The sequence below is a fragment of the Streptomyces genisteinicus genome (assembly GCF_014489615.1).
Lineage (GTDB): Bacteria > Actinomycetota > Actinomycetes > Streptomycetales > Streptomycetaceae > Streptomyces > Streptomyces genisteinicus.
This window is the reverse complement of record NZ_CP060825.1, coordinates 7073642-7098559: the sequence shown is the minus strand read 5'-3', so window position 1 is coordinate 7098559 and position 24918 is coordinate 7073642. Positions and strand designations below refer to the sequence as shown.

Genomic DNA, 24918 nt, shown 5'->3' with positions numbered 1-24918 from the left:
CGGCCCCCCGGGGGCGGGACCGGACGGGCCGGTCCCGCCGGCCGTCACGGGGCGTCGAGACCGACGAGACCGGCCAGGTGCTCCTTGTGCCGGCCCGGGGTGCCGTACGCGATCTCGTCGGCCTTGGCGCGCTTGAGGTACAGATGCGCCGGGTGCTCCCAGGTCATGCCGATGCCGCCGTGCAGCTGCACGCACTCCTCGGCGGCGTGCACCGCCACCCGGGAGCAGTACGCCTGGGCCACCGCGGTGAGCAGCGCCGCCTCCTCGCTGCCGGTGGCGAGGGCGTCGGCGGCGGCGCGGGCCGCCGCACGGGCCGACACGACCTCCAGCCACAGCTGGGCCATCCGGTGCTTGAGGGCCTGGAAGGAACCGACGGGGCGGTTGAACTGGTGGCGCTCCCGGGTGTGCCGGACGGTCTCCTCCAGACACCACTCGGCGATGCCGAGCTGCTCGGAGGCGAGCAGGCCCGCGGCCGTCAGCAGGCCGCGGCGCACCGCGGCCTCCCCTCCGGGGCGGCCGGCCAGCCGCGTGCCCGTGCCCTCCGGCACGGTGACGGCGGCGAGCGGCCGGGTGAGGTCGAGGGCGGTCACCGGCTCCACCTCGGCCGCCGAACGGTCCACGGCGTACAGCCCGTCGGCCCGCAGCACGAGGAGGACGTCGGCCCCGGCGGCGTCCGCGACCCCGCCGATCCGGCCGTCCGGGGCGGGCAGCGGTCCGTCGGGAGCGGTGGAGAGCGGCACGGCGAGGACCGCCGTGCGCCGCCCGGCGGCCAGGTCGCCGAGGAGCGCCACGGCGGCGTCCGCGTCGTCGCCGAGCGCCAGCAGCGCTGCCGTCGCGGCGACCGAGCTGGTCAGGTACGGGGCGGGGACGCAGCCGCGGCCCAGCTCCTCCAGGACCACGGCGGCCTCGCGGTGGCTCGCCCCCTGCCCGCCCAGCTTCTCCGGGACCAGGAGTCCGGCGGCGCCGACCTCGACGGCGAGGGCCTGCCAGAGGGCGGGGTCGCCGGGGCTGCCGCTCTCGGCCCGGCCGCCGGTGAGCGCGGCCGGGTCGGCGCGGGCGGTGAGCAGGGAGCGCACCGCGGCCCGCAGATCGCTCTCGTCCTCGGTGTAGAGCAGGTCGGTCATCGGGCGAGGTCCTTCCAGGCGATGTCCTTGTCGTTGCGCGGCTCCGCGGGCAGCCCGAGGACGCGTTCGGCGACGATGTTGAGCAGCACCTCGGTGGTGCCGCCCTCGATGGAGTTGCCCTTCGAGCGGAGGTAGCGGTATCCGGCCTCGCGTCCGGTGAAGTCGACCAGCTCGGGCCGGCGCATCGTCCAGTCGTCGTACAGCAGCCCGTCCTCGCCGAGGAGTTCGACCTCCAGGCCGCTGATCTCCTGGTTGAGGCGGGCGAACGCGAGCTTCATCGCGCTGCCCTCCGGTCCGGGCTGCCCGGCGACGAGCTGCTGGCGCAGCCGCTCGCCCGCGAGACGGGCCACCTCGGCCTCGACCCAGAGTGTCAGCAGGCGCTGGTGCAGGTCGTGGGTGCGCAGTTCGGGGCGTTCGCGCCAGGTCCGGGAGACCGGGCCGATCATGCCGCCCTCGCGCGGGATGCGGCTGCCGCCGATGGACACCCGCTCGTTCATCAGGGTGGTCTGGGCGACCTTCCACCCCTCCCCCACCTCGCCGAGCCGGTGGGCGTCGGGGATGCGCACGTCGGTGAGGAAGACCTCGTTGAACTCCGCCTCGCCGGTGATCTGGCGCAGCGGCCGCACCTCGACGCCGGGGTCGGTCATGTCGCAGACGAAGTAGGTGATGCCGCGGTGCTTGGGCACGTCCGGGTCGGTGCGGGCGATGAGGATGGCCCAGCGTGCGACGTGGGCGCTGGAGGTCCACACCTTCTGGCCGTTGACGACCCAGTCGTCGCCGTCGCGGACGGCTCGGGTGCCGAGCGCCGCCAGGTCGGAGCCGGCGCCGGGCTCGGAGAACAGCTGGCACCACACCTCCTCGCCCACCCACAGCGGACGCAGGAAGCGGCTCCTGACCTCGTCCGAGCCGTACTGGAGCAGGGTGGGCGCGGCCATGCCGAGGCCGATGCCGATGCGGCGGGGGTCGTTGTCGGGTGCGCCGGCGGCGGCGAGTTCGGCGTCGACGACGGCCTGGAGGGAGCGCGGGGCGCCGAGACCGCCGAGTCCCTGCGGGTAGTGGACCCAGGCCAGCCCGGCGTCGAAGCGGGCGCGCAGGAAGTCGGCGCGGGGGGTCGTCGCCGGCGGGTGGGCGGCGAGGAGGTCGGCGACACGGGCGCGCAGACCGGCGGCGTCGGTCATCGTGCCGCTCCTTCCGCCACGGCGCCCGCGGGCAGGACGACGAGGCGGCCGGTGGTGGTGCCGGCGGCGACCCGCTGGACCGCGAGGGCGGCGTCGGCGAACGGGACGCGTTCGCTCACCAGCGGCTTGATCAGCCCCTTGTCCGCGTACTCGGTCAGGGCCCGGTGGCACTGGCCGATGGAGGCCGGGTCCTTCGTCGCGTAGAGGCCCCAGTGCAGGCCGAGGATGGAGTAGTTCTTGACGAGGGCGTGGTTGAGCGCCGGGGCGGGGATGTCGCCGCTGGCGAAGCCGACCACCACGATGCGGCCCTCGAAGGCGACGCACTTGGCGGACTTGGCGTAGGCGTCGCCGCCCACCGGGTCGTAGACCACGTCCGCGCCCCGGCCGCCGGTCGCCTCCTTGACGGCGGCGACGATGTCCTCGGTGCGGCGGTCGACGACCACGTCGCAGCCGAGTTCCCGGGCGACGGCCGCCTTGTCCGCGCCGCCGACGACGCCGATGACCCGGGCCCCCGCCGCCTTGCCGAGCTGGACGGCGGCGCTGCCGACACCGCCCGCCGCGGCGTGCACCAGCAGCGTCTCGCCCTCCTGGAGGGCGGCCCTGCGGTGCAGTCCGAACCATCCGGTCTGGTAGCCGATGTGCAGGGCCGCGGCCTCGGCGTCGTCGAGGGCGCCGGGTGCGGGCAGCAGGCCCGCGGTGTCGGCGACGACGTACTCGGCCAGGCCGCCGTGCGGGAGCGCCGGGTTGGCGATCACCCGGCGGCCGTCCTCGGTCTCGCCGCAGATCTCCACACCGGGGGTGAAGGGCAGCGGCGGACGGACCTGGTACTGGCCCCGGCACAGCAGCGCGTCGGGGAAGTTGATGTTCGCGGCGAGGACGCGCAGCAGCTGCTGCCCTTCACCGGGCACCGGCCTGTCCACCTCGTCGAGCTGCATCACCTCGCTCGGCTCGCCGTTGCGGTGCACTCGCCATGCCTGCATTTCGGGGCCTCCCACCAGCCATCGGGCAGTACGGGCAGTACTGTGCTGCGTCACGCATACTAAGCGGTCGCTTGCTCCCCCGTGAAGCCCCGGAACCCGCCGCGCACGCTACCGCCCCTTCGGGCGGGCCCTGACGTGCATCCGCTCGCCCTGCGGCCCGAAGAGACTGAGGAACTCCACCGGCCTGTCGTCGGCCGTGCCGAACCAGTGCGGGACCCGGGTGTCGAACTCGGCCGCCTCCCCCTCCGTCAGCACCACGTCGTGCTCCCCGAGCAGCAGACGCAGCCGCCCGGAGAGCACGTACAGCCACTCGTAGCCCTCGTGGGTGCGCTGCTCGCACGGCTCGGACGAGGGCCGGTACACGCCCTTGTACGCCTGGAGGCCGCCCGGCCGGCTGGTCAGGGGGTAGAGGGTCCGGTGTCCGTTCACGATCGGCTTCGACCGCACCCGCGGATCGCCCACCGGCGGCGCGCCGACCAGTTCGTCGAGCGGCACCTGATGGGCCCGCGCGATCGGCAGCAGCAGCTCCAGACTCGGCTTGCGCCCGCCGGACTCCAGCCGGGACAGCGTGCTCACCGAGATGCCGGTGGCCTCGGAGAGCGAGCCGAGGGTGGCGCCGCGCTCCCGGCGGATCCGGCGCAGCCGGGGCCCCACCTCGCTCAGGACGGCGTCGAGCCGCCCGTTGTCGTCGTCGTTCATGCCGCCCATGGTCGGCGCTGGTTGCGGAAGCGGCAAGGGTCCTTGCCGCTTCCGCGGCCGCCGCGCGGAGCCGGAGGTCCCGCGCGGCGGCCCGGCTCTCCGGGGCCGGCGTCACGCGCCGAACCGCGGCACCCGTCCCGCGCTGACGCGCGCGGCGGCCGCGCGCGTCAGCGCGGGAACAGTTCGAACGCGACCGCGGGGATCCCGCCGAACCGCGGGGCCGCGGACTCGGCCGCGGAGGTCAGGAAGGTGCGGCAGTACTGCTCGGGATCCTGCTCCGTCAGCCCCTCGATGTACGCGCGGTGCTCCAGCAGCGAGCGCACCGAGCGCTCCAGGCCGGGGCGCGCGTCCACGGCGTGGGTCGGCGTCGCCGAACCGGCCACCGCCACCCAGCGGACCCCGTCCCAGGGCGCCAGCCCCTCCTCGGCGGCGAGTTCGGGGAAGATCCACCGGTTGCCCGCGTCGGCCGCCGCGTCGAGCGCCGCGCGCCCGACGGCGCGGTGGTCGGGGGTGTTCCAGGCCGTACCGCCCCAGGTGTCACGGTGGTTGAGGGTGACGACCAGTTCGGGGCGGTGCCGGCGCACGGCGGCCGCGATGTCCCGGCGCAGCCGGATGCCGTACTCGACGACGCCGTCCCGGTGGTCGAGGAACTCCACGGCGGACACGCCGACGACCGCCGCGCTCGCCCGCTGCTCCCGCTCCCGCAGCGGCGCGGCGACGGCGGGCGAGACGGAGTCGATGCCCGCCTCGCCCCGGGTGGCGAGGAGGTAGACGACCTCCTTGCCCTGGTCCGTCCACCCGGCGACGGCCGCCGCGCAGCCGTACTCGAGGTCGTCGGGATGGGCGACGACGGCCAGGGCCCGCTGCCAGTCGCCGGGCATCTCCGCGAGCTGTTCGGTGACATGATCGGTCATAGCGGCAGAATACGCCCGGCACACCGCCGTTCGCGGCTGAGCGGCCCGGTGATGCCCCGGGCCGGCCCTCCGTCAGATCTCGTCACGCGCCAGGGAGATCAGCCGGTCCAGCACCCGGGTGCCGCTCGCCCGCACACCGTCGTGCTCGTACTCGTCGGTGACCCAGGTGCGCAGCCCGCGCACGGCGCGCGCGGTGCGCAGCGAGTCCGCGGTGTCCACGTACATGTCGTCGTGGTAGACGGCGGCCGCGACCGGCACCTCGTTGGCGGCGAGCCGCCGCGGGTCGTAGAGGGCCGGCCAGTCGGCGCGGGCCGCGAGCAGTTCGGCGCACTCGCGCAGCGGGCGGAGCGCGGGGTCGGTGGTGAAGTGCCAGGGGTGCACGGTCTCCCCCGTGAACAGCAGCGGTTCACCGCCGTCGTACGCCCGGGCCGGGTCGAACTCGGGGAACTCGGCGCGCACCCGCTCCGCCGCCCATCCGGTCGGCCGGCCGCCCTGGGCGTAGATCGCCTCGTGGAGCACCGCGTAGAGCGGGCGCGCGGCGAAGGAGAGCACCGGGCGGACGCCCTCCAGGAAGGAGTCGGACGGCTCGGCGCCGGACGGGCCCGGGACGAAGGCGTTCTCCAGCAGGTAGTGCAGCTGGTGGCTGCCGTCGCCGCCGCCGAGCAGGATGCCGAGCGACTGGAACGCCTCGGGTGTGAGGAGGTGCCCGCCGGGGAGCTCGGCCGGGCGCTCGGCGAGGTGGGCGACGATTCTCCGGGCCCGCTCGACGTCCTGCGGGTAGCGGGCGTAGTGGGCCTCGACCTTGCGCCGGATGCGCGGATAGGCGGCCCGGTAGACGTCGTCGGCGTGGGCGTCGAGGGACGGCAGACCGCCGGTGACGAGCACGGTGGACAGGCCCTCGGGCGCGGTGGACAGGTAGTGGGTGGCGCAGAAACCGCCGAAGCTCTGCCCGAGCACGGTCCAGGGGGCCCCGCCGGTGAGCCGTCGCCGGATCGCCTCGCAGTCGCGGACGATCGCGTCGGCGCGGAACCGCGCGAGGTAGGCGGCCTGCTCCGCCGGGCCGCCGCGCAGCGGCAGCGTCTGGCGGTTCGCCGGGGTGGAGCGCCCGGTGCCGCGCTGGTCGAGCAGGAGGACCCGGTAGTCCCGCACGGCGCGCGCGAGCCATGCCTGCGCCCCGGTGAACCTGCGGGCGGCGCTGCCCGGGCCGCCCTCCAGATAGACCAGCCACGGCAGCCGGTCCGCGCCGCTCCCGGTGCCGGTGACCTGACGGGCGTAGAGCTCGATCTGCTCACCGGCGGGGTCGTCGTGGTCGAGGGGGACGGTGAAGTGGTGGTCGGTGAGGACGACCCCCGGCTGCCGGTAGCTTGCCACTGGTGCTCCTGTGCTCCTGATGTGTGCCGTGTGCCCGGTGCGCCCCCGCCCGCCCAGTGGATCACACCGGGCGGGCGGGGGTCCGGAGGGGGCCGGAGCCCGCGGGTCAGCCGGTGGGGAAGCTGTCCGGGGTCCTGATCCGGTCGCGGACCCAGACGCCGGCCGGCTTGAGCGAGGACGTGCCCGTCCAGGGCCCGTTGCCGGCGCACGTGCCGGTCTTGAACACCGCACCGGAGCGGTGGTCGTCGGAGAAGTTCCAGTTGACCCAGCTGATCTTCTTGTTCGCCATCAGGTCGAGGTAGCGCTGCGCCATGGCGAAGTCGTCCGCGTCCTCGCCCGCGTAGTTCTGCGTGCCGAACTCGGTGACGAAGACCGGGAGCCGGTCGGCGGCCCGGGAGAGCGTGTTCAGGTACTCGTCCCGGTGGGAGGCCGCGTAGAAGTGGAAGGTGTACATGATGTTCGAGGCGGCCACGGGGCTGTTGACGACCTCGTTCTCGTCGCTGCCCTCGGAGACGCCGAAGGACGACCAGGCCCGGGTGCCGACGAGCACCGGGGTCTCGGGGTCGTGCTGCCGGATGACCGGGATGAGCTGCTCGGCGTAGCTCTTGATCCGCGACCAGCTCACACCGCTGGGCTCGTTGGCGATCTCGTAGAGCAGGTTGGTCTTGGCGTTGTGCCGCTGGGCGATCTCCGTGAAGAACGTCTTCGCCATGGCGAGGTTGTGGTGCGGGTCGCCGGGGCTGAGCATGTGCCAGTCCACGATCACGAACATGCCGCGCGCGGTGGCCTGCTCGATGAGCGAGTGCGCCAGGTCGGTGAAGCGGCGGGGGTCGGTCTCGTAGCCGTCCTCCTGGACGTAGGTGGAGACCCGCAGCACGTCGGCGTTCCAGTCGGTGGCGAGCGCGTCCAGCGAGCCTCCGGTCAGGCACTGGCTGTACCACTGGGTGCCGTGGCTGCTCATGCCGCGCAGCTGGATCGGCTGCCCGTACCGGTTGCACAGCTTGGTGCCGCACACCCGCAGCTGCCCGTTGACGGCGGCGGGGGTGGAGGCCACCGGGCCGGTGGCGCCGACCGAGAGGTGGTCCACGTTGGGGCCGCCGGCGCTCGTGGTGGCGGTGGCCCGGACGGTGTTGGCGCCCGCCTTCACGTCCGTCGTGATGCTGACGGTGGTCCACGAGGACCAGGAGCCGGTGGGCGGGAAGGCCCGGTCGTCGGCGACGAGGACGCCGCCCACGGTGATGTCCATCGGGCGGGACGCGGACGTGCCGTTGGCGTACCGGAGGGTGAGGGTCGCCCGGCCGGCCGTGGCGGCGTCGACCGTCCACTGGACGTGACTGCCCTGCGCGTTGTCGTAGTTGACGAAGCCGGTCCCGGTGTAGCCGGCGTGGTTGGACTCGACGACGCCGCGCGAGACGACGGCGTTCTCCGCCTCATGGACGACGGCTGCCGCAGAGGCGGCAGCGGGGGCGGGTGCGGGGGCGGCAGGAGGAGATGCGGAGGGAGCGGACGCCGGGGCGGAAGGGGCGGTGACCAGGGTCAGCGCCAGCGCGGCGGCCAGGACGCCGAGGCCGCCGATCGGGCGGGTGAAGAACCGTGCCGGTCTCATGGGGGGGGTCTCCGTTGGCTGGGCGGATGGGGCCGGACAGAACCGATGCATCGGGAGCCAGACGGACGGCCGGAGCCGGGCGCCTGATTGGAAGGAAACTTTCCTAACGGAATGGAATAGCAGGGGTCTGCCGCGCTCGGCAAGGGAGTCGGCCGATCCCGTCCACGGGACGGGACCCGCGCCGCACGGCCGGACCGTGCCCGCGCGTGACGTCCAACGGGCCTTCGCGCACCGGCACTTGTTCCGGTTCGGGCAGGTCGGCGGCGTGTCCGCGACGAATCGGCGGCGGCCGGCGCACGCGGACGGCACGACATCGGCACACGCGGACCGCGCGACATCCGCCGACCGCCCGCCCCGCGAAGCGCCCCGCACCCGGCGGTCCCACGAGGCGCCGCGCCGCCCGGTCGACGGCCCCGCCCCGGGCGCGTGCACGGAGCGGGGCCGCGTACAGCCCCGCCGGTGCCGCGCGGCGAGGAACGCGACCGGCGCCCCGCCCGCCCTCCGGACGGCACTTGCCGCGGGGCGGGAACCCGTGTTGATCTGCTTCTTTCTCCCCGTATCGAAGGTGGTTCACATGGCCCTGTTCGACCTCCCGCTCGACGAACTGCGCACGTACCGCAGCGGCTCCCCGGCCCCCGCCGACTTCGACGCCTTCTGGGCGAAGACGCTCGACGAGGCGCGCACCCACGACCTGGCGGCGCGCTTCGAGCGCGTGGACTCCCCGCTGAGAACGGTGGAGGTGCACGACGTCACGTTCGCGGGCTTCGGCGGACACCCCGTGAAGGGCTGGCTGGTCCTCCCCGCCGAAACCACCCGGCCCGCGCCGGTGGTGGTCGAGTTCCTCGGCTACGGCGGCGGGCGCGGCCTCTCGCACACCCATCTGCTGTGGGCCTCCGCGGGGTTCGCGCACTTCGTGATGGACACCCGCGGCCAGGGCAGCGGCTGGGCCCCCGGCGACACCCCCGATCCGGTCGGCAGCGCGCCCTCCTTCCCGGGCTTCATGACCCGGGGCATCGAGGACCCCCACGACTTCTACTACCGCCGGGTGTTCACGGACGCGGTCCGCGCCGTCGAGGCGGCCCGCTCCCACCCCCTGACGGACGCGGAGCGGACGGCGGTCGTCGGCGCGAGCCAGGGCGGCGGCATCGCCCTCGCCGCGAGCGGCCTCGTGCCGGACCTGGCGGCGGTCGCGCCCGACGTGCCGTTCCTGTGCGACTTCCCGCGCGCCACGACGCTGACCGACCGCAACCCGTACCGGGAGGTGGGCAACTGGCTGAAGACGCACCGGGGCCGCTCCGGGCAGGCGGCACGCACGCTGTCGTACTTCGACGGCGTCCACTTCGCGGCGCGGGCGAACGCCCCCGCGCTCTTCTCGGCGGCGCTCGAGGACAAGACGTGCCCGCCGTCCACCGTGTTCGCCGCGTTCAACGCGTACGCCGGGACGGACAAGGAGATCGAGGTCTACGACTTCAACGACCACGAGGGCGGCGGCGTGTTCCAGGAGGCCGCGCACCTCGCCTGGCTGCCGGGACGCCTCGGCGCCTGACGCCCGGGGGCCCCGGGGCCTCCGACGGCGGGCGCCGACGGGAGCGGACTACTGGCGGGCAAGCGCTTTCTATCCGTCGGTCGGCTCCCGGTGCGAGGGAGCCGGGCCCGCGGCGTCCCGGACGTGCCACCGGCGGCGGACGCGTTACTGGGGACGCGTCCGCCCTCCGGCGGCACACCCCCTGACGACCCGTCCGCCGGCTCTCCCGGCCCTCACCGCATCACGGCGGTGCGCAAAGGAATGCGCCTTTCCATGAGCAATGGAACGGCCACTCGCGGTCACTCCGTCGAATTCGGCGGAGAATGCGGCCGGGGCCTTCTCGCCGACGTGCGGTCGACGAGAAGGCCCCGGCGGGGAAACGGGCGGCCCGGCCGTCCCGCGCGAGGCGCGGGTCCGGCCGGGGCCGCGCGGGTCCGGTCAGTAGGGACCGTTGACGTTGTCGATCGAACCGTAGCGGTCCGCCGCGTAGTTGCAGGCAGCCACGATGTTGGCGACCGGGTCGTACTGGTCGTTCGCGGTGCCCTCGACGTGGTAGGCGTCGAAGGTGGGCTTGATGACCTGGAGCAGGCCCTTCGACGGCACGCCGTTGATCGCGTTGATGTCCCAGTTGTTGATCGCCAGCGGGTTGCCGGAGGACTCCCGCATGACGTTGCGGTGGATGCCCTCGTAGGAGCCGGGGATTCCGTGCCGGGCCATGATGTCGAGCGACTCGCGGATCCAGCCGTCGAGGTTGTCGGCGTAGGTCTTGGCCGCGGCCGGGGCGGCCGCCGGGGCGCTCTTGCCGGCGGTCGGGGTGGCGCGCTTCTCGGAGCGGTCGGCGCGGCCGGCGTCGGCCGTGCGGTCCGCGGTGGGCGCGGCCTTGGCGCCGAGGGTGAGCTGCAGGCCGGGGCGGATCAGCGACGGGTCGGCGCCGATGTTGCGCCGGTTGTCGTTGTAGAGCTTCTTCCAGCCGCCGGCGACGGAGCGCTCCTCGGCGATCTTCGACAGGGTGTCGCCGGAGACGACGGTGTACGTCTTGGCGGCCTTCTTGGCGGGCGCGGGGGCCGAGACGGCGGCCTTCGCGGCGGCCGGCTGGGCGGCGCTCGCGGAGGTGGCGGCGATCACGGGCAGGACGAGCGCGGCGCCGCCCGTGCCGGCCACGAGGAGACCACGGGTGAGACGGCGGGACCGGGCGCGGCGGTGCTTGCCGGATGCAGGCATGACGAGTTCCTCTCCGTCGCCTGCGAGGTGAGCTGTCGGGTTCGGGCTGGAGATGCCCGGCCGCGCGGCTGCGCGGCTTCACCCCTAGCCGTGCCGGTGTCCGCTCCGGATGTCTCCGGACCGGGTCCCGTCACGGCGGCCTACCTGGTTCCCCCGCTCCTGCCGTCCGAGTGTCTGGTCGGATGCCCGGACAGCGGCAGGATTCGGCGTCCTGTCCGGAATGCCGTGACCGTAGGCGAGGGGGACGCAAAGGAACAAGCCTGGAATTCACAACCGCAATGCCGCACGCCCGACCTCACCCGGAAAATGATGTTGAGTACCCCGTGACGATCCGTCAAGTGATTCACCCGGAAAGGGAAATGCGGACGCGAAGATCAGCTTTTCGGTTCCTTCGAGTGACGGATGTCACGAGCCACGAGCAACCAGGCGAGACACCAATAATGCGCAATGAAACGGACATTGAGGGCAAGCGGGAAAGCGGAGGATCAAGGCCGTTTCGAAGAGGCCCATTTGCTCAATAATGACCGTTTTGCACTACATCGTGCCGGGTGCTCCGCGGACGAGGATCCGCCGACCGGTGACCCGTTCCGCCGACAGGGCGACCCACAGGTCCCGGTCCCCGCCGGCCCAGGGCTCGGAGTACGCCATGCCGTCCAGCCGGCTCACCCCCGCCTCGTCCGTGACCGTCCTGGCCGTGCCGACCACGAGCACGCTCCAGCCCTGGCTGAAGGCCTCGTCGATGTGGTCGACCTCGAAGGCGGTCTCCCCGCCGGCCACCCGCCCGGGCATCGAACCGGCGGAGGTACGGAAGGCGACCTCGCGGTCGGCGACCACGTAGTTCACCGGGAGGATCGCGGGTCCGTCCGGCGCCGTCACCGCGACCCGGCCGACCCCGTGCGTCCCCAGCAGCGACCAGCACTCGTCCGCGGCCAGCTCAACCAGCTGCGGGTGGTACCCGGCACGCCCCACTCCCCCCGACTGCTCCGCGTCCCCGCCCGTCAGCGCCGTGACCGTGGTCTCCAGCGCGTCGGCCAGCCGCAGCAGGAAGCCCATGCCGGGCGCGGCAGTCTTCTCCTCCAGGTACTCGATGTACCCGGGGGCCGAGGCGGCCCTCAGCGCGAGCTCCTCCCGGGAGAGTCCCAGCTGCTTCCGCCGGGCCGCCACCCTGCGGCCGATGTCCCCGCTCGTGCGTGCCCCGCCCGGGCCGGGCGGTCCCGGGTGCGCTTGTCCGGACATGGTGGCGCCCTTCCCTGTCGGCGTGCGGCTGCGGCGGGTGCCTCGCCCCGCGCCCACCGTAGCCAGCACCCGACCGACCCGCACGGCGCCACACCAGGACCCCACCCCGCCCGCCCAGGTCAGGACAGACTCGGAAATACTGACCCCAACAGGACCGCTGGATCATGGAGGTGCCCGATGAACCGCTGGACCGGTGCGCGATGAGACACCGCTCGGTGGCCGACCTGATGACCCCCGAGGCGGTCGTCGCCCAGCGCGGCACGGCGTTCAAGGAGATCGCCCGGCTGCTCGACGAGTACGGGATCACCGCCGTGCCGGTGATCGACGACGACGGACGGCCGGTCGGCGTCGTCTCCGAGGCCGACCTGCTGCGCCGCCACACCAGCGGCACCGGCCCGGACACGGCCGAGGGCCTGATGTCCAGCCCGGCCGTCGTCGCACACCCCGGGTGGAGCGCGGTCCGGGCGGCCCGGGTGATGGAGGAGCGCCGCATCAAGCGGCTGCCGGTGGTGGACGACGGCGGACGGCTCATCGGTGTCGTCTCCCGCAGCGACCTGCTCCAGCTGTTCCTGCGACGCGACCGGTCCATCCAGGAGGAGATCGTCGAGGACGTGCTCGCCGGCACCCTCGGGGTCTCCCCGGCGGCCGTGAACGTGCAGGTGGACGACGGTCGGGTGACCCTGAGCGGCACCGTGCGGCAACGCTCGCTGGTGCGCATCGTGGACCGGCTGTGCCGCAGCGTGGACGGGGTGGTCGAGGTCGTCAACCGGCTCGACTTCGACCGGGACGACCGGGACGGCCGGGACGAACAGAAGGGCCGGGACGACCGGGACGGCCGGGACGAACAGAAGGGCCGGGACGGCCGGGACGGACAGCAGGGCCGGGACGACCGGACCGGCCTCCCCGGGGCCCCTGCCTGAGGCGGCCCGGCGGGCGGCCGGTCACTCCTCCGGCAGCGGCAGCACGCAGGAGGTGCCCGGTTCCAGGACGGCCGACCGCCCGCCCAGCCGGATCTCGATCGGCGGGCCGTCCGGCGACGGCGGCAGCCCGATCCTCAGTTCCCCCGGCCGTACGGACACCCGGACTCCCCAGTGGCCGTGGTAGCGCATCGTGAAGCCGTACTCGGTCAGTCCGGGCGACGGCACCGGGTCGAACCACAGCGACCCCGCCCTGGTCTCCATGCCGGTCAGGCCCCGCTGCACCAGGTCGAGGGTGCCCGCCATGGCCCCCAGGTGCACGCCCTCCTCCGTGGTGCCGCCCTGGAGGTCGGCGACGTCGCCCTCCAGGGCCTCCCGGCAGTAGTCCCACGCCTCCTTGCGGCGCACCCGGGAGAGCACCCAGCCGTGCACCAGCCCGCTGAGGGTGGAGCCGTGGCTGGTGCGCCGCAGGTAGTAGTCCACGGTCCGCTGCCAGGTCTCGTCGTCCAGGTCGTAGCCGAGCCGGGCGAACAGGGCGCGCAGCTCGGCCGGGGAGAAGAGGTAGCCGAGCATCAGCACGTCCGCCTGCTTCGACGCCTGGTAGCGGTTGACCGTGTCGCCCTCGGCCTCCAGCACCCGGTCCAGCCGGCGGATGTCGCCGTGGCGGGCGCGCAGCCCCGCCCAGTCGAGCTCCTCCAGCTCCCCGTAGCCGTGGAACTGGCTGATCACCCCGGCGTGGAACGGCACGTACAGCCGGGTCGACACCTCCCGCCAGTGCTCCATCTCCCCGGGCTCCAGGGTGGTGCGCTCCAGCAGGTCGACCCGCCTCGGCTCGGGCAGGTCCCGGACGAGGTCGAGAGCCCTGGCGATCACCCAGGCCGCCGTCACGTTGGTGTACGCGTTGTCGTCGAGCCCCGGCCCGTCGGCGTCCGGATAGGCCTCGTGGTACTCGTCGGGCCCCACCACCCCGCGGATGCGGTACCGGGCCTTCTCCGGGTCCCACTGCGCGGCGTCCGCCCAGAAGCGCGCGATCCGTACGAGCATCTCGGCGCCCTTGGTGTGCAGGAACTCCGTGTCGCCGCTCGCCTCGCAGTACTGCCAGACGTTGTACGCGATGGCGGAGCCCACATGGTGCTGGAGCCTCGAATGGTCCGGCAGCCAGCGGCCGGACCGCGGGTTGAGGTGCAGCTGCTGGGTCTCCTCCCGCCCGTCGCTGCCGCTCTGCCACGGGTACATCGCACCCCGGCGGCCGGCGTCACGGGCCAGCACCCCCGCCTGGTCGAGCCGCCGGTACCGGTAGGTGAGCAGGGCCCGGGAGACCTCGGGGAAGCGGAGGTTCAGGTACGGCAGGACGAACAGCTCGTCCCAGAAGACGTGCCCCCGGTACGCCTCGCCGTGAAGGCCGCGCGCCGGCACGCCGACGTCCAGGTCCGCGGTGTGCGGCGACAGCGTCTGCAGCACGTGGAAGAGGTGGAGCCGCAGGATGCGCCCGGCCTCCCCCGGCACGTCCAGGTCCGCCCTGCGCCACAGCTGGCGCCACGCCGTGCGGTGCGACTCCAGCAGCTCGTCGAATCCGGGCGCCCTGCGGACCCGGTCGGCGGCCGCGTGCAGCGGGTCGCTGATCGCCGTGTCCCGCGAGGTGTGCAGCGCCACGGTCTTGTCGACGGTGCGCGGCTGCCCGTCGGCGAGCGACAGCTCCAGCCGCTGGACCGCGCGGGTCGGCTCGTGGTCGGAACGCGGGCGTTCGCGCCCGGCCGCCCCCTCCGCCGTGGTGCGCGCCGCCACCCCGACCCGGATGTCCGACGTCCGGGTGCGGCAGCGCAGCCACACGACGTCCTCGTCACCGTCCCCGGCGCCCACGTCGACCAGGTGGTGTCCGTCGAGACGGCGGTACCGGGCGACGCCGCTGTTGGTGACACCGCCGTCGACGGCGGACTCCACCTCGATCGCGCCCGACCACCCCTCGGCGGTGAACTCCGTGCGCAGACAGGCGATGTGCGGATCCGCCATGTGCACCAGCCGCAGCTGGCGCACGGTCAGCTCCCGTCCGTCGGCCGCCGCGTACCGCACCGTCCGCTCCAGCGTCCCGCCGAACAGGTCGAGTCGCTGCCGGTGCTCCCGCAGGCCGTCGCCGTCCGGGGTGAACCAGGGCCCGGGGCCGTCGTCCCCGCCCGCCGTGCGGAATCGCAGCGGCAGCCAGTTGGGCAGGTTGACGACGTCCTCGTTCTCGACCTCGCGCCCGGACACCGTGGACGTGAGGCGGTTGTAGCAGCCCGCGACGTACGTCCCCGGATAGTGCGCCTCCCCGGCCGTGCACTCGGGAGCCGCGCCGCGGGTGGCGACGTAGCCGTTGCCCAGGGTGCACAGCGCCTCCCGCAGCCGCTCCCCCGCCGGGTCGTAGCCCTCGTACTCCCACAGCCAGTCCGTCATGTCCCGTCCTCCCTCGGAGCCAGGCGCCCGGACCCTCCCCCGGGTGCCTGCGGCGCGTCGTCGTCGAGCAGTTCGGCGAGGTCGCGGACGACCATGTCCGCGCCGTGGTCCCGCAGCGCCGCCGCTGTTCCCGGCCCGCCGGTCCGGTCGACACCGACGACCAGTCCGAAGCCGCCGCGGCGTCCGGCCTCCACACCCGCCAGCGCGTCCTCGACGACCACACAGCCCTCCGGCGGCACCGCGAGCCGCGCCGCCGCCTCCAGGAAGAGCGCCGGATCCGGCTTGCCCGGCAGGCCGATCCGGGCCGCCTCCCCGCCGTCCACGAGCGCGTCCAGGTACGGCAGGACGCCGGCCGCGGTCAGCAGCTCCCTGGCGTGGCGCGACGCGGAGACGGCCGCGGTGGGCACCGGGCCGCTCCGCAGACGGCGCAGCAGCCGGAGGGTGCCGGGGTACGCGTCGATGCCCTCCTCGGCCAGCCGCCGGGTGAACAGCTGCTCCTTGTACGCCGCGACCGCGCCCACGGTGTCCGTGCCCGGCGGGTCGTCGGGGCTGCCCGCCGGGATCGGCACCCCGCGGGCGGCGAGGAAGGCCGCCGCGCCGTCCTGCCGGGACCTGCCGTCGACGTGCCGCAGATAGTCGTCCCGCACGTCGAACGGCCGCCGGTCACCGGGCTCGTCCGGGGGCCGGTCGCGCAGACAGGCGTCGAAGGCGGCCTTCCAGGCGGCGGCGTGCACCCGGGCCGAGTCGGTGATCACGCCATCGGTGTCCAGGACGACCGCCCCGAAACTCCGCCGTCCCGCCGCCGGGGCCCCGTGCGGCCACCACGTCCTCAGGTCGGTCATGGTGCTCCTTCCCGCTCCCGGCGGCCCGCGCGGGGCCCGTGCAGGTGTGCGCCGGCTCCGTCTCGTCCGGTGCCGTACGGGGCGCCGGTGGGCGGAGCCACCCGTTCAGGATGGCCGGGTACCCGGCTGTGCGCCCGGCGAGCGCGGGGCGGCGGGGCTCCCGCGCCGGGGCCGCCCGTGGACGCGGGGGTGCCTGCGCGGCGGCGGGGCTCCCGCGCGGGGGCCGCGACCGGAACACCGGGCGGCGCCGCACCGGGGCGGACCGCGCACGGCGCCCGGCAGCTTCCGCGCGGGAGATCCGCCGGGGCGCGCGGGGCCCGGCGGCACGGTCCCGCGGGGGCGTGCGCCGTCCGCGGGGGCGAACCTGGAGACATGGCCGCCGCCGGGCGGTACGCACGAAGGAGGCGCGTGATGCCCCGCCATGTCACCGCCGGGGTCGACAGCTCCCCGGAAAGCCTCGCCGCCGCGCACTGGGCGGCGCGGGAGGCCCTGCTCCGCAATGCGCCGCTGCTGCTCGTCCACGTCGAGGAGTGGCCGCTGCCGGTCGCGGTCGCCGCGCCCACCATCGACCGCGACGACCACCGGCGCTGGGCGGACCGGCTGCTGGACGCCGCCGCGGCGGAGCTGCGCGAGCGGCATCCCGGCGCAGACGTCACCACCAGGCGGCTCTCCGGGCGTGCGCCCGCGGCGCTGGCCGTCGAGGCCGCCTCGTCGGACCTGCTGGTGCTCGGCTCGCGCGGCCTCGGCACGGTGTCCGGCGCGCTCATGGGGTCGGTCGGCTCGGCCGTCGTCGGCGCCACCGAGGTGCCCGTGGTGATGGTCCGGGCCGGCGGCGGGGACGGGACGGGCCATGAGGTCGTCGCGGGCGTGGACCTCGGTCCGGGCACCGACGACGCCCTCGCCTTCGCCTTCGCTGCGGCCGGCCGGCGGGACCGTCCGTTGCGCGTGGTGCACGCGGCGAAGGTGCCGCTGTTCCACGCGCACTCGGCCGCCTACCGCCGCCAGGCGGCGGCGGAGGCGGCCGAGTCCCTCGCGACCGCCCTGGCGCCCTGGCGGGACCGCTTCCCGGCGGTGGCCGTGACGGAGCGGGCGGTGCCCGGGGCCGCCGCGCAGGTCCTGGTCCAGGAGTCGGCCGAGGCGCTGCTGGTCGTGGCCGGCCGGCGCATCCGGCACGCGCCCGTGGTGCCGCACATCGGGCATGTCACCCACGCGGTGATGCACCACTGCACGGCCCCGGTCGCCGTGGTCGCCCATGCCTGAGGGCCGGCGGGCGACGCTCCCGCGCGGGTACGCGGGTACGCGGGCACGCAGGCACACGGGTACACGGGTTCTGACGGGGTGCGGGGCCGTACGCGGTCCGTCTCCGCCGCGGAGGGCCGGTCCGTCCCCGCCTGCGGCGACCGTGCGGATCGGCCCGGGACGGGGACAGCGGGGAGCGGGGTACGGCCGCCGGCCGGGACCGGGCATCATGTCGCCATGACCCCGAGCGACCAGCACGCGCAGGAGCCGCAGCATCCGGACGTCACGGAGGCGATCGTGCGGGAGCGCAGCCTCCACGACCCTGCCGTCCGCCGCTCCGGCCCTCTCACCGAGAGCCTCCTCGACCCCGGCTTCACCGAGGTCGGCGCCTCCGGCCGGCGGTGGACGCGCGCCGAGATGGTCGCCGCCCTGCCGACGCTCCACGGCGGTGACGGGGACGCCGTCCCCATCACCGCGGAACACTTCGAGGGCACGGTCCTCGCTCCCGGGATCGTCCACCTCACCTACGTGACCCGCGTCGGGGACGCCCACGCCCACCGCTCGTCGATCTGGCGCCGCGACGCCGCCGGGGAGTTCCGTCTCCTCTACCACCAGGGCACGCCGGTGCCGGACGGGACGGCACGCTCGTAGGGGCCGTCGTCCCGGCATCTCCCGTCAGGGTGCGGTGCACGGCCGGCCGTGCCCCGGCCCCGGGCCGCCGGGACCGGCGCCGGCCGTTTCCAGGTCGCGACGACGGGCACGGCACGCCGTCGGGCCGGGCACGGCCCGGGGGTACGGCCGTGGACCCGGCCGCGGTACGGGTCGGCTGCTCCGGGGCCCGCCCGTGCCCGGACACACCGTCACCGTGCCGAACGCGGAACGCGGTGCACCGCGCCGGCCGGGGAGCCCGCTACACCCGCGTGCGCGCCGTCACCGGGAAGGGATGGGCCTGGTGCGCGCCGCTCGCGAGCATGCGGACCTCGCCGCGCTCGCTGATCTCCGCGCGGACGATGCCCGTGCGGTCCTCGTAGACCGGTGAGCCGCCCGGTCCCGCCCGCTCGGTGCGGCGGACCGTGACCACGTCGTCGGCGACCGCGGACGCCTGGAAGACGAGCTCGTAGCTCTCGGGATACTCCATCGATGCCACCACCCTCTTCCATCGTGGCCCCGGCACGGGCGGACCGCCTCTCCGGCCCGGGGCGGGGCCGGAGAGGCGGTCCGGAGCCGGGCCCGCGGGGCCCGGGGCGCTCAGATGCCGAACTCCGCCGAGGAGAGCCCGAGCGCGGTGCACGCCTCCCGGATGATCTGCTCCTCGGCGGGCTCGATGTAGCCGTCGGCGCCGGCGACGACGATGCCGGTCTGGATGACCGCCCGCGCCTCGGCGGGCTTCTTCGCCGCCTTGGCGACCTCTTGGAGCACGGCCGCCTTGCCCATGACGAAGTTGGCCGAGAGCTGGTCGACGTGCTTGTTGAAGCGCTGGCGCAGCTGGTCGGCGGGGAAGTTCTGCAGGACGTCGTTGGTGAGGATGAGCTGCTCGACGTGCTGGCGCTCGGCCGGGTCGACGTGCCCGTCGGCGGCGGCGACCAGGGCGCACATGGCCATGCTGGCGTCGCGGTAGGCGCCGCTCTTCAGCTCGGTCTTGAGCGAGGTGAGCTGCGACTTCAGCGCGCTCACGAGCTGGGCCTTGGAGCCGCCGGACCGCGCGCCGGGCTGTCCGCCGTGGTGCGCCCCGGGGTGCGCGCCGGGGTGCGCGCCGGGCTGTCCGTGGCCGCCGGCGCCGCCGCGCGCTCCCTGGGCCTGCTGGAGACCTCTGGTCGCCTGGTCCTTGATCCGATCCCACATCGCCACTCGTGCCACCTCGGCTTCTGCCGTGTCGTCAGTCCACGGTCACGCGTCGTCGCGCACCACCCTGCCAACGTGTTCCGCCCGCCGCGAAGTTCCGCCGCCGGGCGGCCGGACGGAATCAGGCCACGTCGAGGACGATCTTGCCCCTGGTGCGTCCGGTCGCGCTGAGCCGGAACGCCTCCGCGGCGTCGGCGAGCGGGAGGACCCGGTCGACGGGGACGGTGAGGCGGCCCTCGTCGGCGAGGCGGCCGAGTTCGGCCAGGTCGGTGCTGCTGGGGCGGACCCAGACGTGGTGGCCGCCCCGCGCGGTGACCGACGGGTCGGTGATGGAGGCGACCCGGGAGGTGTCGCGCAGCAGCTGCTGGGAGACCTCCACCGCGTCCTGGCCCACGTAGTCGACGGCTGCCGTGACCCCGTCGGGCGCGATCGCGCGCACCCGCTCGGCGAGTCCGTCGCCGTAGGCGACCGGTTCGGCGCCCAGTTCGCGGAGGAAGTCGTGGTTGCGCTCGCTCGCGGTGCCGATCACCCGCGCGCCGCGGGCGACCGCGATCTGGACGGCGAACGAGCCGACTCCTCCGGCGGCGGCGTGCACGAGGACGGTGTCGCCGCCGGTGACGCCGACACGCTCCAGGGACTGCCAGGCGGTGAGCCCCGCCAGCGGTACGCCGGCGGCCTGCTGCCAGCTCAGCGAGCGCGGCCTGCGGGCCAGGGTGCGGACCGGCGCGGAGACCAGCTCGGCGTAGGTGCCGTGCTGCACCTCGTCCTTGCGGACGTAGCCGTACACCTCGTCGCCCACCGCGAACTCGGTGGCGTCCAGTCCGACGGCCTCGACGACACCGGACACGTCCCAGCCGGGGACGAGCGGGAAGTGGACGTTCATGATCGGGTCGAGGCCGCCGGCGACGATCTTCCAGTCGACCGGGTTGACGCCGGCCGCCTTCACCCGCACCAGGACCGCGTCCGGCGCCACCTTGGGATCGTCCGTCTCGCCGAAGACCAGGACCTCGGGTCCGCCGTACCGGGGGGCCGTGATGGCTCGCATGTGTGCCTCGCACTCTCGGGGATCGGGCGGCCGGCCGGCGCGGCCGCCGCTCTGACGACGGGCCCGGCCCGCGGGCGGTCCGGCGCCGCGGGCACCGGCGCCGGGTGGCGCGAAGGTGTGCCCGTACGGCGGGACGGCCCCGGCGAGCGGGTCCGAGGGGCGATCATGACCCTACGACAGGTGTGTGAGCACACCCAGCAACCGACGCCCAAGGAGTGGACGGATGGCGAACGAGCGTGCCGGACGGCCGGCCCGGCCGGAGGATCTCGTCGACGTGGCCCGCCTGGTCACCGCGTACTACGCCCTGCACCCGGACCCGGAGGACCCGGCCCGGCGGGTGGCCTTCGGGACGTCGGGGCACCGCGGCTCGTCCCTGGCGGGGGCGTTCAACGAGGACCACATCGCGGCGACGAGCCAGGCCATCTGCGAGTACCGGGCGCTCCAGGGCACCGACGGACCGCTGTTCCTGGGCGCGGACACCCATGCGCTGTCGGAGCCGGCGCGGGTGACGGCGGCGGAGGTGTTCGCGGCCAACGGCGTGACGCTGCTGATCGACACCGCGGACGGGTACACCCCGACGCCCGCGGTGTCGCACGCGATCCTGGCGCACAACCGCGGGGCGTCCGGCGGACGCGCGGACGGCGTGGTGGTGACCCCGTCGCACAACCCGCCCGCCGACGGCGGGTTCAAGTACAACCCGCCCAGCGGCGGCCCCGCGGGGTCGGACGCCACGGGGTGGATCCAGGACCGGGCGAACGAGATCATCGCCGGAGGGCTGAAGGACGTGCGGCGCGTGACGTACGCGCGTGCCCTGGCCGCCGCCACCACGGGACGGTACGACTTCCTCGGGTCCTATGTGCGCGACCTGCCGTCGGTGCTCGACCTGGACGCGGTGCGGGCCGCGGGCCTGCGGATCGGGGCGGACCCGCTGGGCGGCGCGTCGGTGGCCTACTGGGAGCGGATCGCCGAGGAGCACCGGCTCGACCTCACCGTCGTCAATCCGCTGACCGACCCGACGTGGCGTTTCATGACGCTGGACTGGGACGGGAGGATCCGGATGGACTGCTCGTCGCCGTATGCGATGGCCTCGCTGATCGAGGGGCGCGACCGGTTCGCGATCACCACGGGCAACGACGCGGACGCCGACCGGCACGGCGTCGTCACGCCCGACGGCGGGCTGATGAACCCGAACCACTATCTGGCCACCGCCATCGGCTACCTGTTCCGGCACCGGGACCGGTGGCCGGCCACGGCCGGGGTGGGCAAGACGCTGGTGTCGTCGTCGATGATCGACCGGGTGGCCGCGGACGCGGGACGCGAGCTCGTCGAGGTGCCGGTCGGCTTCAAGTGGTTCGTCGGGGGTCTGTCGGACGGCTCCATCGGTTTCGGCGGCGAGGAGTCGGCCGGGGCCTCGTTCCTGCGGCGCGACGGGTCGGTGTGGACGACCGACAAGGACGGCATCGTGCTCGCGCTGCTGGCCTCGGAGATGCTGGCGGTGACGGGGCGGACGCCCAGCGAGCACTACCGCGATCTGACGGCGCGGTTCGGCGAGCCGGCGTACGCGCGCGTCGACGCGCCGGCGACCCGTGAGGAGAAGGCGGTGCTGGCCCGGCTCTCCCCGGAGCAGGTGACGGCCGGCTCGCTCGCCGGGGAGCCGGTGACCGGTGTCCTGACCGAGGCGCCGGGCAACGGGGCCGCGATCGGCGGCATCAAGGTGACGACGGAGAACGCCTGGTTCGCCGCCCGCCCTTCGGGCACGGAGGACGTGTACAAGGTGTACGCGGAGTCGTTCCGCGGCCCGGACCACCTGGCGCGTGTCCAGGAGGAGGCGCGGGCGGTGGTGTCGGCGGCGCTCGGCACGTGAACCGGGGGTGTCCCGGCGGCCGGGCGGGCCGCCGGGACACCAGGACCCCGGGACACCAGGACGCCGCCGGGACACCGGGACGCCGCCGGCGGGGCGTCAGATCTGCACGCCGGGGCGGCCGTCCTCGACGACCGCGCTCGCCCGGGTGCTCACCGGGGCGCCGGGGCGGGTGACGTACGGGACGACGCGGAAGTCGGTGCGCCAGCGCTCCCGGTCGGCGTGGACGCGCACGTAGCCCCGCTGGGCGTTGAAGAACTTCATGTGCGGGTTGGCGGCGAGGAAGGTCTCGCCCTGGGCGGTCATGTCCGCGCCGTCGCCGCCGCTGGTGACCGAGGTGCCCACGAACTCGGCGCCGACGGTGGGCGAGCCCGGGTCGGCGTAGTCCCGCTTGAGGTCCCAGGCGTAGTTCTGGTGGCGGTCCCCGGTGATGACGACGAGGTTGCGCACCCCGGTGGCGTCCGCCTCGGCGAGCAGCCGGTTGCGTTCGGCGACGTAGCCGTCCCACGGGTCGAGCCAGACCGTGGTGCCCGGGCCGGGGTCGTGGTCGGTCTGGCCCATCGGTGCCTGGTTGCCGAGCACCTGCCAGCGGGCCGGGGAACGCCGGAAGCCCCTGAGGACCCAGTCGCGCTGCCGCGCGCCGAGCAGGGTGCGGCCGGGGGCGAGGCGGTCGGCGCAGTCGGCCGACACCCCGTCGCCGCAGGGCTGGTCGTCACGGTACTGGCGGGTGTCGAGCATGGTGAAGTCGGCGAGCCTGCCGTACGGGAGGCGGCGGTACATCTGCACATCGGGGCCCGCGGGGAGCTGGGCCCGGCGCAGCGGGGCGTGCTCGTACAGGGCCTGGAAGGCGGCGGCCCGGCGGGCGGGGAACGCCGCGGGGTCCTGGCCGTTCTCCGGGATGCCGTCCGCCCAGTTGTTCTCGACCTCGTGGTCGTCGAACGTCATGATCCAGGGGAAGGCGGCGTGGGCGCGCCGGAGCGGGGCCTCGGACTTGTAGAGGCCGTACTGGAGGCGGTAGCGGGCGAGGGTGACGGTCTCGCTGTGGAACTTCGGATCGGTGACGACGCCGCGCCTGTTGGTCTTCACGCCGTACTCGTAGAGGTAGTCGCCGAGGTGCACCACCAGGTCGAGGTCCTCGTCGGCGAGGTGGTCGTAGGCGGTGTAGAAGCCGTCCTGCCAGGCCTGGCAGGAGGCGAAGGCGAAGCGCAGGTCGCGCGGCAGGGTCCCCGGCGCGGGGGTGGTGCGGGTGCGGCCGACGGGCGAGAGGTGGCCGCCGGCGCGGAAGCGGTACCAGTAGACGCGGTCGGGTGCCAGCCCGTGGATCTCCGGGTGCACGGAGTGGGCGAGTTCGGGGGTGGCGACGACGGTGCCTCGGCGTACGACGCGGGTGAAGCGTTCGTCGGACGCCACCTCGTAGGCGACGCGCACCGGGACGTCCGGCATCCCGCCGCGGCCGTCCTCGGCGAACGGGTCGGGGGCGAGGCGGGTCCACAGCACCACGCCGTCCCAGCGCGGTTCGCCGGAGGCGACGCCGAGCGGGAACGGGTCGGAGGGCATGGACGGCGCGGCGTGGGCGGAGCCCGAACTCCACTCCCCCGTGCCGAGCATCAGCGCGGCGGCGCCCGCGCCGCCGAGTCCGAGCATCGTTCTGCGGGAGACGGGACGTACGGCCACGGGGTCCTCCTGGGCTGTTCGGGGTGTGAACCGCCAGAACCCTCGTGGGGACGGGTGTCCCGTGGCCGCCCGCCGTGTGACCGGCTGCCGAGAGTTGCGTGAACACGGCAACCGCTTGCCGGTCGGTCACCGCCTCCCGTACGGGCCTCAGTTGCCGGGTGCGGTGAGCACGACGGAGCGGGTGAGGTTGCGGGGGGTGTCGGGGTTGTGTCCGGCGGCCTCGGCGATGTGGACGGCGAGGCGCTGGGCGCGGACGAGGTCGGCGAGGGGGTCGGTGGCGGGCGCGTGGGCGGCGAGGGTGGCGCCGGTGCGGGTGATGTCGTCGGCGAGGCCCTCGGGGAGGGCGCCGAGGGCCCAGACCGCGCGGCCGGGCTGGGCGATGCTGATGGGGCCGTGGCGGTACTCCATGGCGGGGTACGCCTCGGTCCAGGCGCCCGCTGCCTCGCGCATCTTGAGGGCGGCCTCCTGCGCCAGGCCGTAGGTCCAGCCGGTGCCGAGGAAGGTGAACTGGCCGGCCGAGGTCAGGGCGTGGTCGAGCGGCTGGGCGAGGGCGGCCTCGGCGTGGCCGGCGGCCTCGGTGACGGTGGCCACGCCCGCGGGGAGGGTGCCCCGGTGTTCGAGGTCGGCGCGCAGCAGGGCGAGGGTGGTCGTGGCGAAGCGGGTCTGGACGACGGAGCGTTCGTCTGCGAAGTCCAGGAGGACGGTGTGGTCCGCCGCACCGGGGGCGGGGGTGTCGGCGTCGCCGGTGACGACGGTGGTGGGGACGGTGCCGCGCAGCAGGCGGAGGAGGTCGAGGACCTCGGTGGTGGTGCCGGAGCGGGTGATGGCGAGGACGCGGTCGTAGGTGCGGGCGCGGGGGAAGGCGGTCGCGGTGAAGGCGTCGGTCTCGCCGCCGCCGCCGTGTTCGCGCAGGGCTGCGTAGGCCTGGGCGATGAACCAGGAGGTGCCGCAGCCGACGACGGCGACGCGCTCGCCGGTGGCGGGCAGGAGGCCGGCGACGGTGGGGGCGAGTGCCGCGGCCCGGCGCCAGCACTCGGGCTGCGAGGCGATCTCCGCCGATGTGTGCGACGAGGACGCCGCCGGCGTGGGGGCGGAGGGGGAGGAGGAGGCGGTGCGGGACATGGGTGGGTACTCCCTACGGCGTGGTGGCTGGACCACGGGTCAGCATAGTGCTCGAAGTTGCTCTCTCAGGCCGACTAGCGAACATTTTCAAG

Annotated in this window: 21 protein-coding genes and 1 riboswitch; of the genes, 5 read left to right on the top strand and 16 right to left on the bottom strand. The window is 74.6% G+C overall.

Annotated elements, in window-relative coordinates; translation table 11 throughout:
• Nucleotides 1-44: 44 nt before the first annotated feature.
• From IAG43_RS30390 to IAG43_RS30360, 7 genes are all read right to left on the bottom strand, one after another.
• Complete coding sequence (locus IAG43_RS30390) at nt 45-1124, bottom strand: acyl-CoA dehydrogenase family protein (protein WP_187743864.1); 1080 nt, start codon at nt 1122-1124, stop codon at nt 45-47.
• On the bottom strand, nt 1121-2302 hold the full coding sequence (locus IAG43_RS30385; protein WP_187743863.1) for an acyl-CoA dehydrogenase family protein: 1182 nt from the start codon (nt 2300-2302) through the stop codon (nt 1121-1123). Before IAG43_RS30385 ends, IAG43_RS30390 begins: the two co-directional genes overlap by 4 nt.
• Nucleotides 2299-3282 (bottom strand): NADPH:quinone oxidoreductase family protein, encoded by a 984-nt coding sequence (locus IAG43_RS30380; protein ID WP_187743862.1) that lies wholly within the window; start codon nt 3280-3282, stop codon nt 2299-2301. The genes IAG43_RS30385 and IAG43_RS30380 overlap by 4 nt, the downstream gene beginning before the upstream one ends.
• 108 nt (nt 3283-3390) lie before the next feature.
• Entirely contained in the window at nt 3391-3990 is a 600-nt protein-coding gene (locus IAG43_RS30375; RefSeq protein ID WP_425508630.1) for a cupin domain-containing protein, read from the bottom strand.
• 158 nt (nt 3991-4148) lie between these two features.
• A complete protein-coding gene (locus tag IAG43_RS30370; RefSeq protein WP_187743860.1) occupies nt 4149-4895 on the bottom strand; it encodes a PIG-L deacetylase family protein in 747 nt (248 codons plus the stop codon).
• A 72-nt stretch (nt 4896-4967) separates the two neighbouring features.
• Entirely contained in the window at nt 4968-6266 is a 1299-nt protein-coding gene (locus tag IAG43_RS30365) for an alpha/beta fold hydrolase (protein WP_187743859.1), read from the bottom strand.
• Between the two features lie 106 nt (nt 6267-6372).
• Nucleotides 6373-7872, bottom strand: coding sequence for a cellulase family glycosylhydrolase (locus tag IAG43_RS30360; protein WP_187743858.1), 1500 nt, complete (start codon nt 7870-7872; stop codon nt 6373-6375).
• A 574-nt stretch (nt 7873-8446) separates the two neighbouring features.
• On the opposite strand from IAG43_RS30360, the gene IAG43_RS30355 reads away from it, so the two are divergent.
• A complete protein-coding gene (locus IAG43_RS30355) occupies nt 8447-9418 on the top strand; it encodes an acetylxylan esterase (protein ID WP_187743857.1) in 972 nt (323 codons plus the stop codon).
• A 417-nt stretch (nt 9419-9835) separates the two neighbouring features.
• Here IAG43_RS30355 and IAG43_RS30350 read toward each other — a convergent pair whose 3' ends face one another.
• Nucleotides 9836-10618, bottom strand: coding sequence for a LysM peptidoglycan-binding domain-containing protein (locus IAG43_RS30350; RefSeq protein WP_187743856.1), 783 nt, complete (start codon nt 10616-10618; stop codon nt 9836-9838).
• A 4-nt stretch (nt 10619-10622) separates the two neighbouring features.
• Nucleotides 10623-10837, bottom strand: a riboswitch (cyclic di-AMP (ydaO/yuaA leader).
• Between the two features lie 315 nt (nt 10838-11152).
• On the bottom strand, nt 11153-11854 hold the full coding sequence (locus IAG43_RS30345; RefSeq protein ID WP_187743855.1) for a helix-turn-helix domain-containing protein: 702 nt from the start codon (nt 11852-11854) through the stop codon (nt 11153-11155).
• A gap of 164 nt (nt 11855-12018) precedes the next feature.
• On the opposite strand from IAG43_RS30345, the gene IAG43_RS30340 reads away from it, so the two are divergent.
• Nucleotides 12019-12774 (top strand): CBS domain-containing protein, encoded by a 756-nt coding sequence (locus tag IAG43_RS30340; protein WP_425508629.1) that lies wholly within the window; start codon nt 12019-12021, stop codon nt 12772-12774.
• A 21-nt stretch (nt 12775-12795) separates the two neighbouring features.
• Here IAG43_RS30340 and IAG43_RS30335 read toward each other — a convergent pair whose 3' ends face one another.
• Together IAG43_RS30335 and IAG43_RS30330 are read right to left on the bottom strand one after the other, a co-directional pair.
• Entirely contained in the window at nt 12796-15201 is a 2406-nt protein-coding gene (locus IAG43_RS30335; RefSeq protein WP_187743854.1) for a glycoside hydrolase family 65 protein, read from the bottom strand.
• Nucleotides 15198-16043: an HAD family hydrolase gene (locus IAG43_RS30330; protein ID WP_187743853.1), complete on the bottom strand. Its 846-nt coding sequence runs from the start codon at nt 16041-16043 to the stop codon at nt 15198-15200. The genes IAG43_RS30335 and IAG43_RS30330 overlap by 4 nt, the downstream gene beginning before the upstream one ends.
• Nucleotides 16044-16454: 411 nt before the next feature.
• Here IAG43_RS30330 and IAG43_RS30325 point away from each other — a divergent pair, with 411 nt between their 5' ends.
• A complete protein-coding gene (locus IAG43_RS30325) occupies nt 16455-17303 on the top strand; it encodes a universal stress protein (protein WP_187743852.1) in 849 nt (282 codons plus the stop codon).
• Between the two features lie 216 nt (nt 17304-17519).
• Nucleotides 17520-17933, top strand: coding sequence for a nuclear transport factor 2 family protein (locus IAG43_RS30320; protein WP_187743851.1), 414 nt, complete (start codon nt 17520-17522; stop codon nt 17931-17933).
• 259 nt (nt 17934-18192) lie between these two features.
• Here IAG43_RS30320 and IAG43_RS30315 read toward each other — a convergent pair whose 3' ends face one another.
• The 3 genes from IAG43_RS30315 to IAG43_RS30305 all read right to left on the bottom strand — a co-directional run bounded on the left by IAG43_RS30315 (nt 18193) and on the right by IAG43_RS30305 (nt 20169).
• On the bottom strand, nt 18193-18420 hold the full coding sequence (locus IAG43_RS30315; protein WP_187743850.1) for a DUF6296 family protein: 228 nt from the start codon (nt 18418-18420) through the stop codon (nt 18193-18195).
• 110 nt (nt 18421-18530) lie between these two features.
• A complete protein-coding gene (locus tag IAG43_RS30310; protein ID WP_187743849.1) occupies nt 18531-19130 on the bottom strand; it encodes a tellurite resistance TerB family protein in 600 nt (199 codons plus the stop codon).
• A gap of 115 nt (nt 19131-19245) precedes the next feature.
• Entirely contained in the window at nt 19246-20169 is a 924-nt protein-coding gene (locus IAG43_RS30305) for an NADP-dependent oxidoreductase (protein WP_187743848.1), read from the bottom strand.
• Between the two features lie 223 nt (nt 20170-20392).
• Here IAG43_RS30305 and pgm point away from each other — a divergent pair, with 223 nt between their 5' ends.
• Nucleotides 20393-22033 (top strand): phosphoglucomutase (alpha-D-glucose-1,6-bisphosphate-dependent), encoded by a 1641-nt coding sequence (gene pgm, locus IAG43_RS30300; RefSeq protein WP_187743847.1) that lies wholly within the window; start codon nt 20393-20395, stop codon nt 22031-22033.
• 96 nt (nt 22034-22129) lie between these two features.
• Here pgm and IAG43_RS30295 read toward each other — a convergent pair whose 3' ends face one another.
• On the bottom strand, nt 22130-23704 hold the full coding sequence (locus IAG43_RS30295) for an alkaline phosphatase D family protein (RefSeq protein WP_223006001.1): 1575 nt from the start codon (nt 23702-23704) through the stop codon (nt 22130-22132).
• 147 nt (nt 23705-23851) lie between these two features.
• Entirely contained in the window at nt 23852-24826 is a 975-nt protein-coding gene (locus IAG43_RS30290) for an SIS domain-containing protein (RefSeq protein WP_187743846.1), read from the bottom strand.
• Between the last annotated feature and the right edge of the window lie 92 nt (nt 24827-24918).

Excerpts from the sequence above, each read along its gene's own strand:
- IAG43_RS30375 (WP_425508630.1), bottom strand. The coding sequence starts at position 3,990 with ATGGGCGGCATGAACGACGACGACAACGGGCGGCTCGACGCCGTCCTG.
- IAG43_RS30350 (WP_187743856.1), bottom strand. The coding sequence starts at position 10,618 with ATGCCTGCATCCGGCAAGCACCGCCGCGCCCGGTCCCGCCGTCTCACC.
- IAG43_RS30330 (WP_187743853.1), bottom strand. The coding sequence starts at position 16,043 with ATGACCGACCTGAGGACGTGGTGGCCGCACGGGGCCCCGGCGGCGGGA.
- pgm (WP_187743847.1), top strand. The coding sequence starts at position 20,393 with ATGGCGAACGAGCGTGCCGGACGGCCGGCCCGGCCGGAGGATCTCGTC.
- IAG43_RS30360 (WP_187743858.1), bottom strand. The coding sequence starts at position 7,872 with ATGAGACCGGCACGGTTCTTCACCCGCCCGATCGGCGGCCTCGGCGTC.
- IAG43_RS30370 (WP_187743860.1), bottom strand. The coding sequence starts at position 4,895 with ATGACCGATCATGTCACCGAACAGCTCGCGGAGATGCCCGGCGACTGG.
- IAG43_RS30290 (WP_187743846.1), bottom strand. The coding sequence starts at position 24,826 with ATGTCCCGCACCGCCTCCTCCTCCCCCTCCGCCCCCACGCCGGCGGCG.
- IAG43_RS30380 (WP_187743862.1), bottom strand. The coding sequence starts at position 3,282 with ATGCAGGCATGGCGAGTGCACCGCAACGGCGAGCCGAGCGAGGTGATG.
- IAG43_RS30325 (WP_187743852.1), top strand. The coding sequence starts at position 16,455 with ATGCCCCGCCATGTCACCGCCGGGGTCGACAGCTCCCCGGAAAGCCTC.
- IAG43_RS30345 (WP_187743855.1), bottom strand. The coding sequence starts at position 11,854 with ATGTCCGGACAAGCGCACCCGGGACCGCCCGGCCCGGGCGGGGCACGC.
- IAG43_RS30320 (WP_187743851.1), top strand. The coding sequence starts at position 17,520 with ATGACCCCGAGCGACCAGCACGCGCAGGAGCCGCAGCATCCGGACGTC.
- IAG43_RS30315 (WP_187743850.1), bottom strand. The coding sequence starts at position 18,420 with ATGGAGTATCCCGAGAGCTACGAGCTCGTCTTCCAGGCGTCCGCGGTC.
- IAG43_RS30355 (WP_187743857.1), top strand. The coding sequence starts at position 8,447 with ATGGCCCTGTTCGACCTCCCGCTCGACGAACTGCGCACGTACCGCAGC.
- IAG43_RS30340 (WP_425508629.1), top strand. The coding sequence starts at position 12,019 with ATGGAGGTGCCCGATGAACCGCTGGACCGGTGCGCGATGAGACACCGC.
- IAG43_RS30335 (WP_187743854.1), bottom strand. The coding sequence starts at position 15,201 with ATGACGGACTGGCTGTGGGAGTACGAGGGCTACGACCCGGCGGGGGAG.
- IAG43_RS30390 (WP_187743864.1), bottom strand. The coding sequence starts at position 1,124 with ATGACCGACCTGCTCTACACCGAGGACGAGAGCGATCTGCGGGCCGCG.
- IAG43_RS30305 (WP_187743848.1), bottom strand. The coding sequence starts at position 20,169 with ATGCGAGCCATCACGGCCCCCCGGTACGGCGGACCCGAGGTCCTGGTC.
- IAG43_RS30385 (WP_187743863.1), bottom strand. The coding sequence starts at position 2,302 with ATGACCGACGCCGCCGGTCTGCGCGCCCGTGTCGCCGACCTCCTCGCC.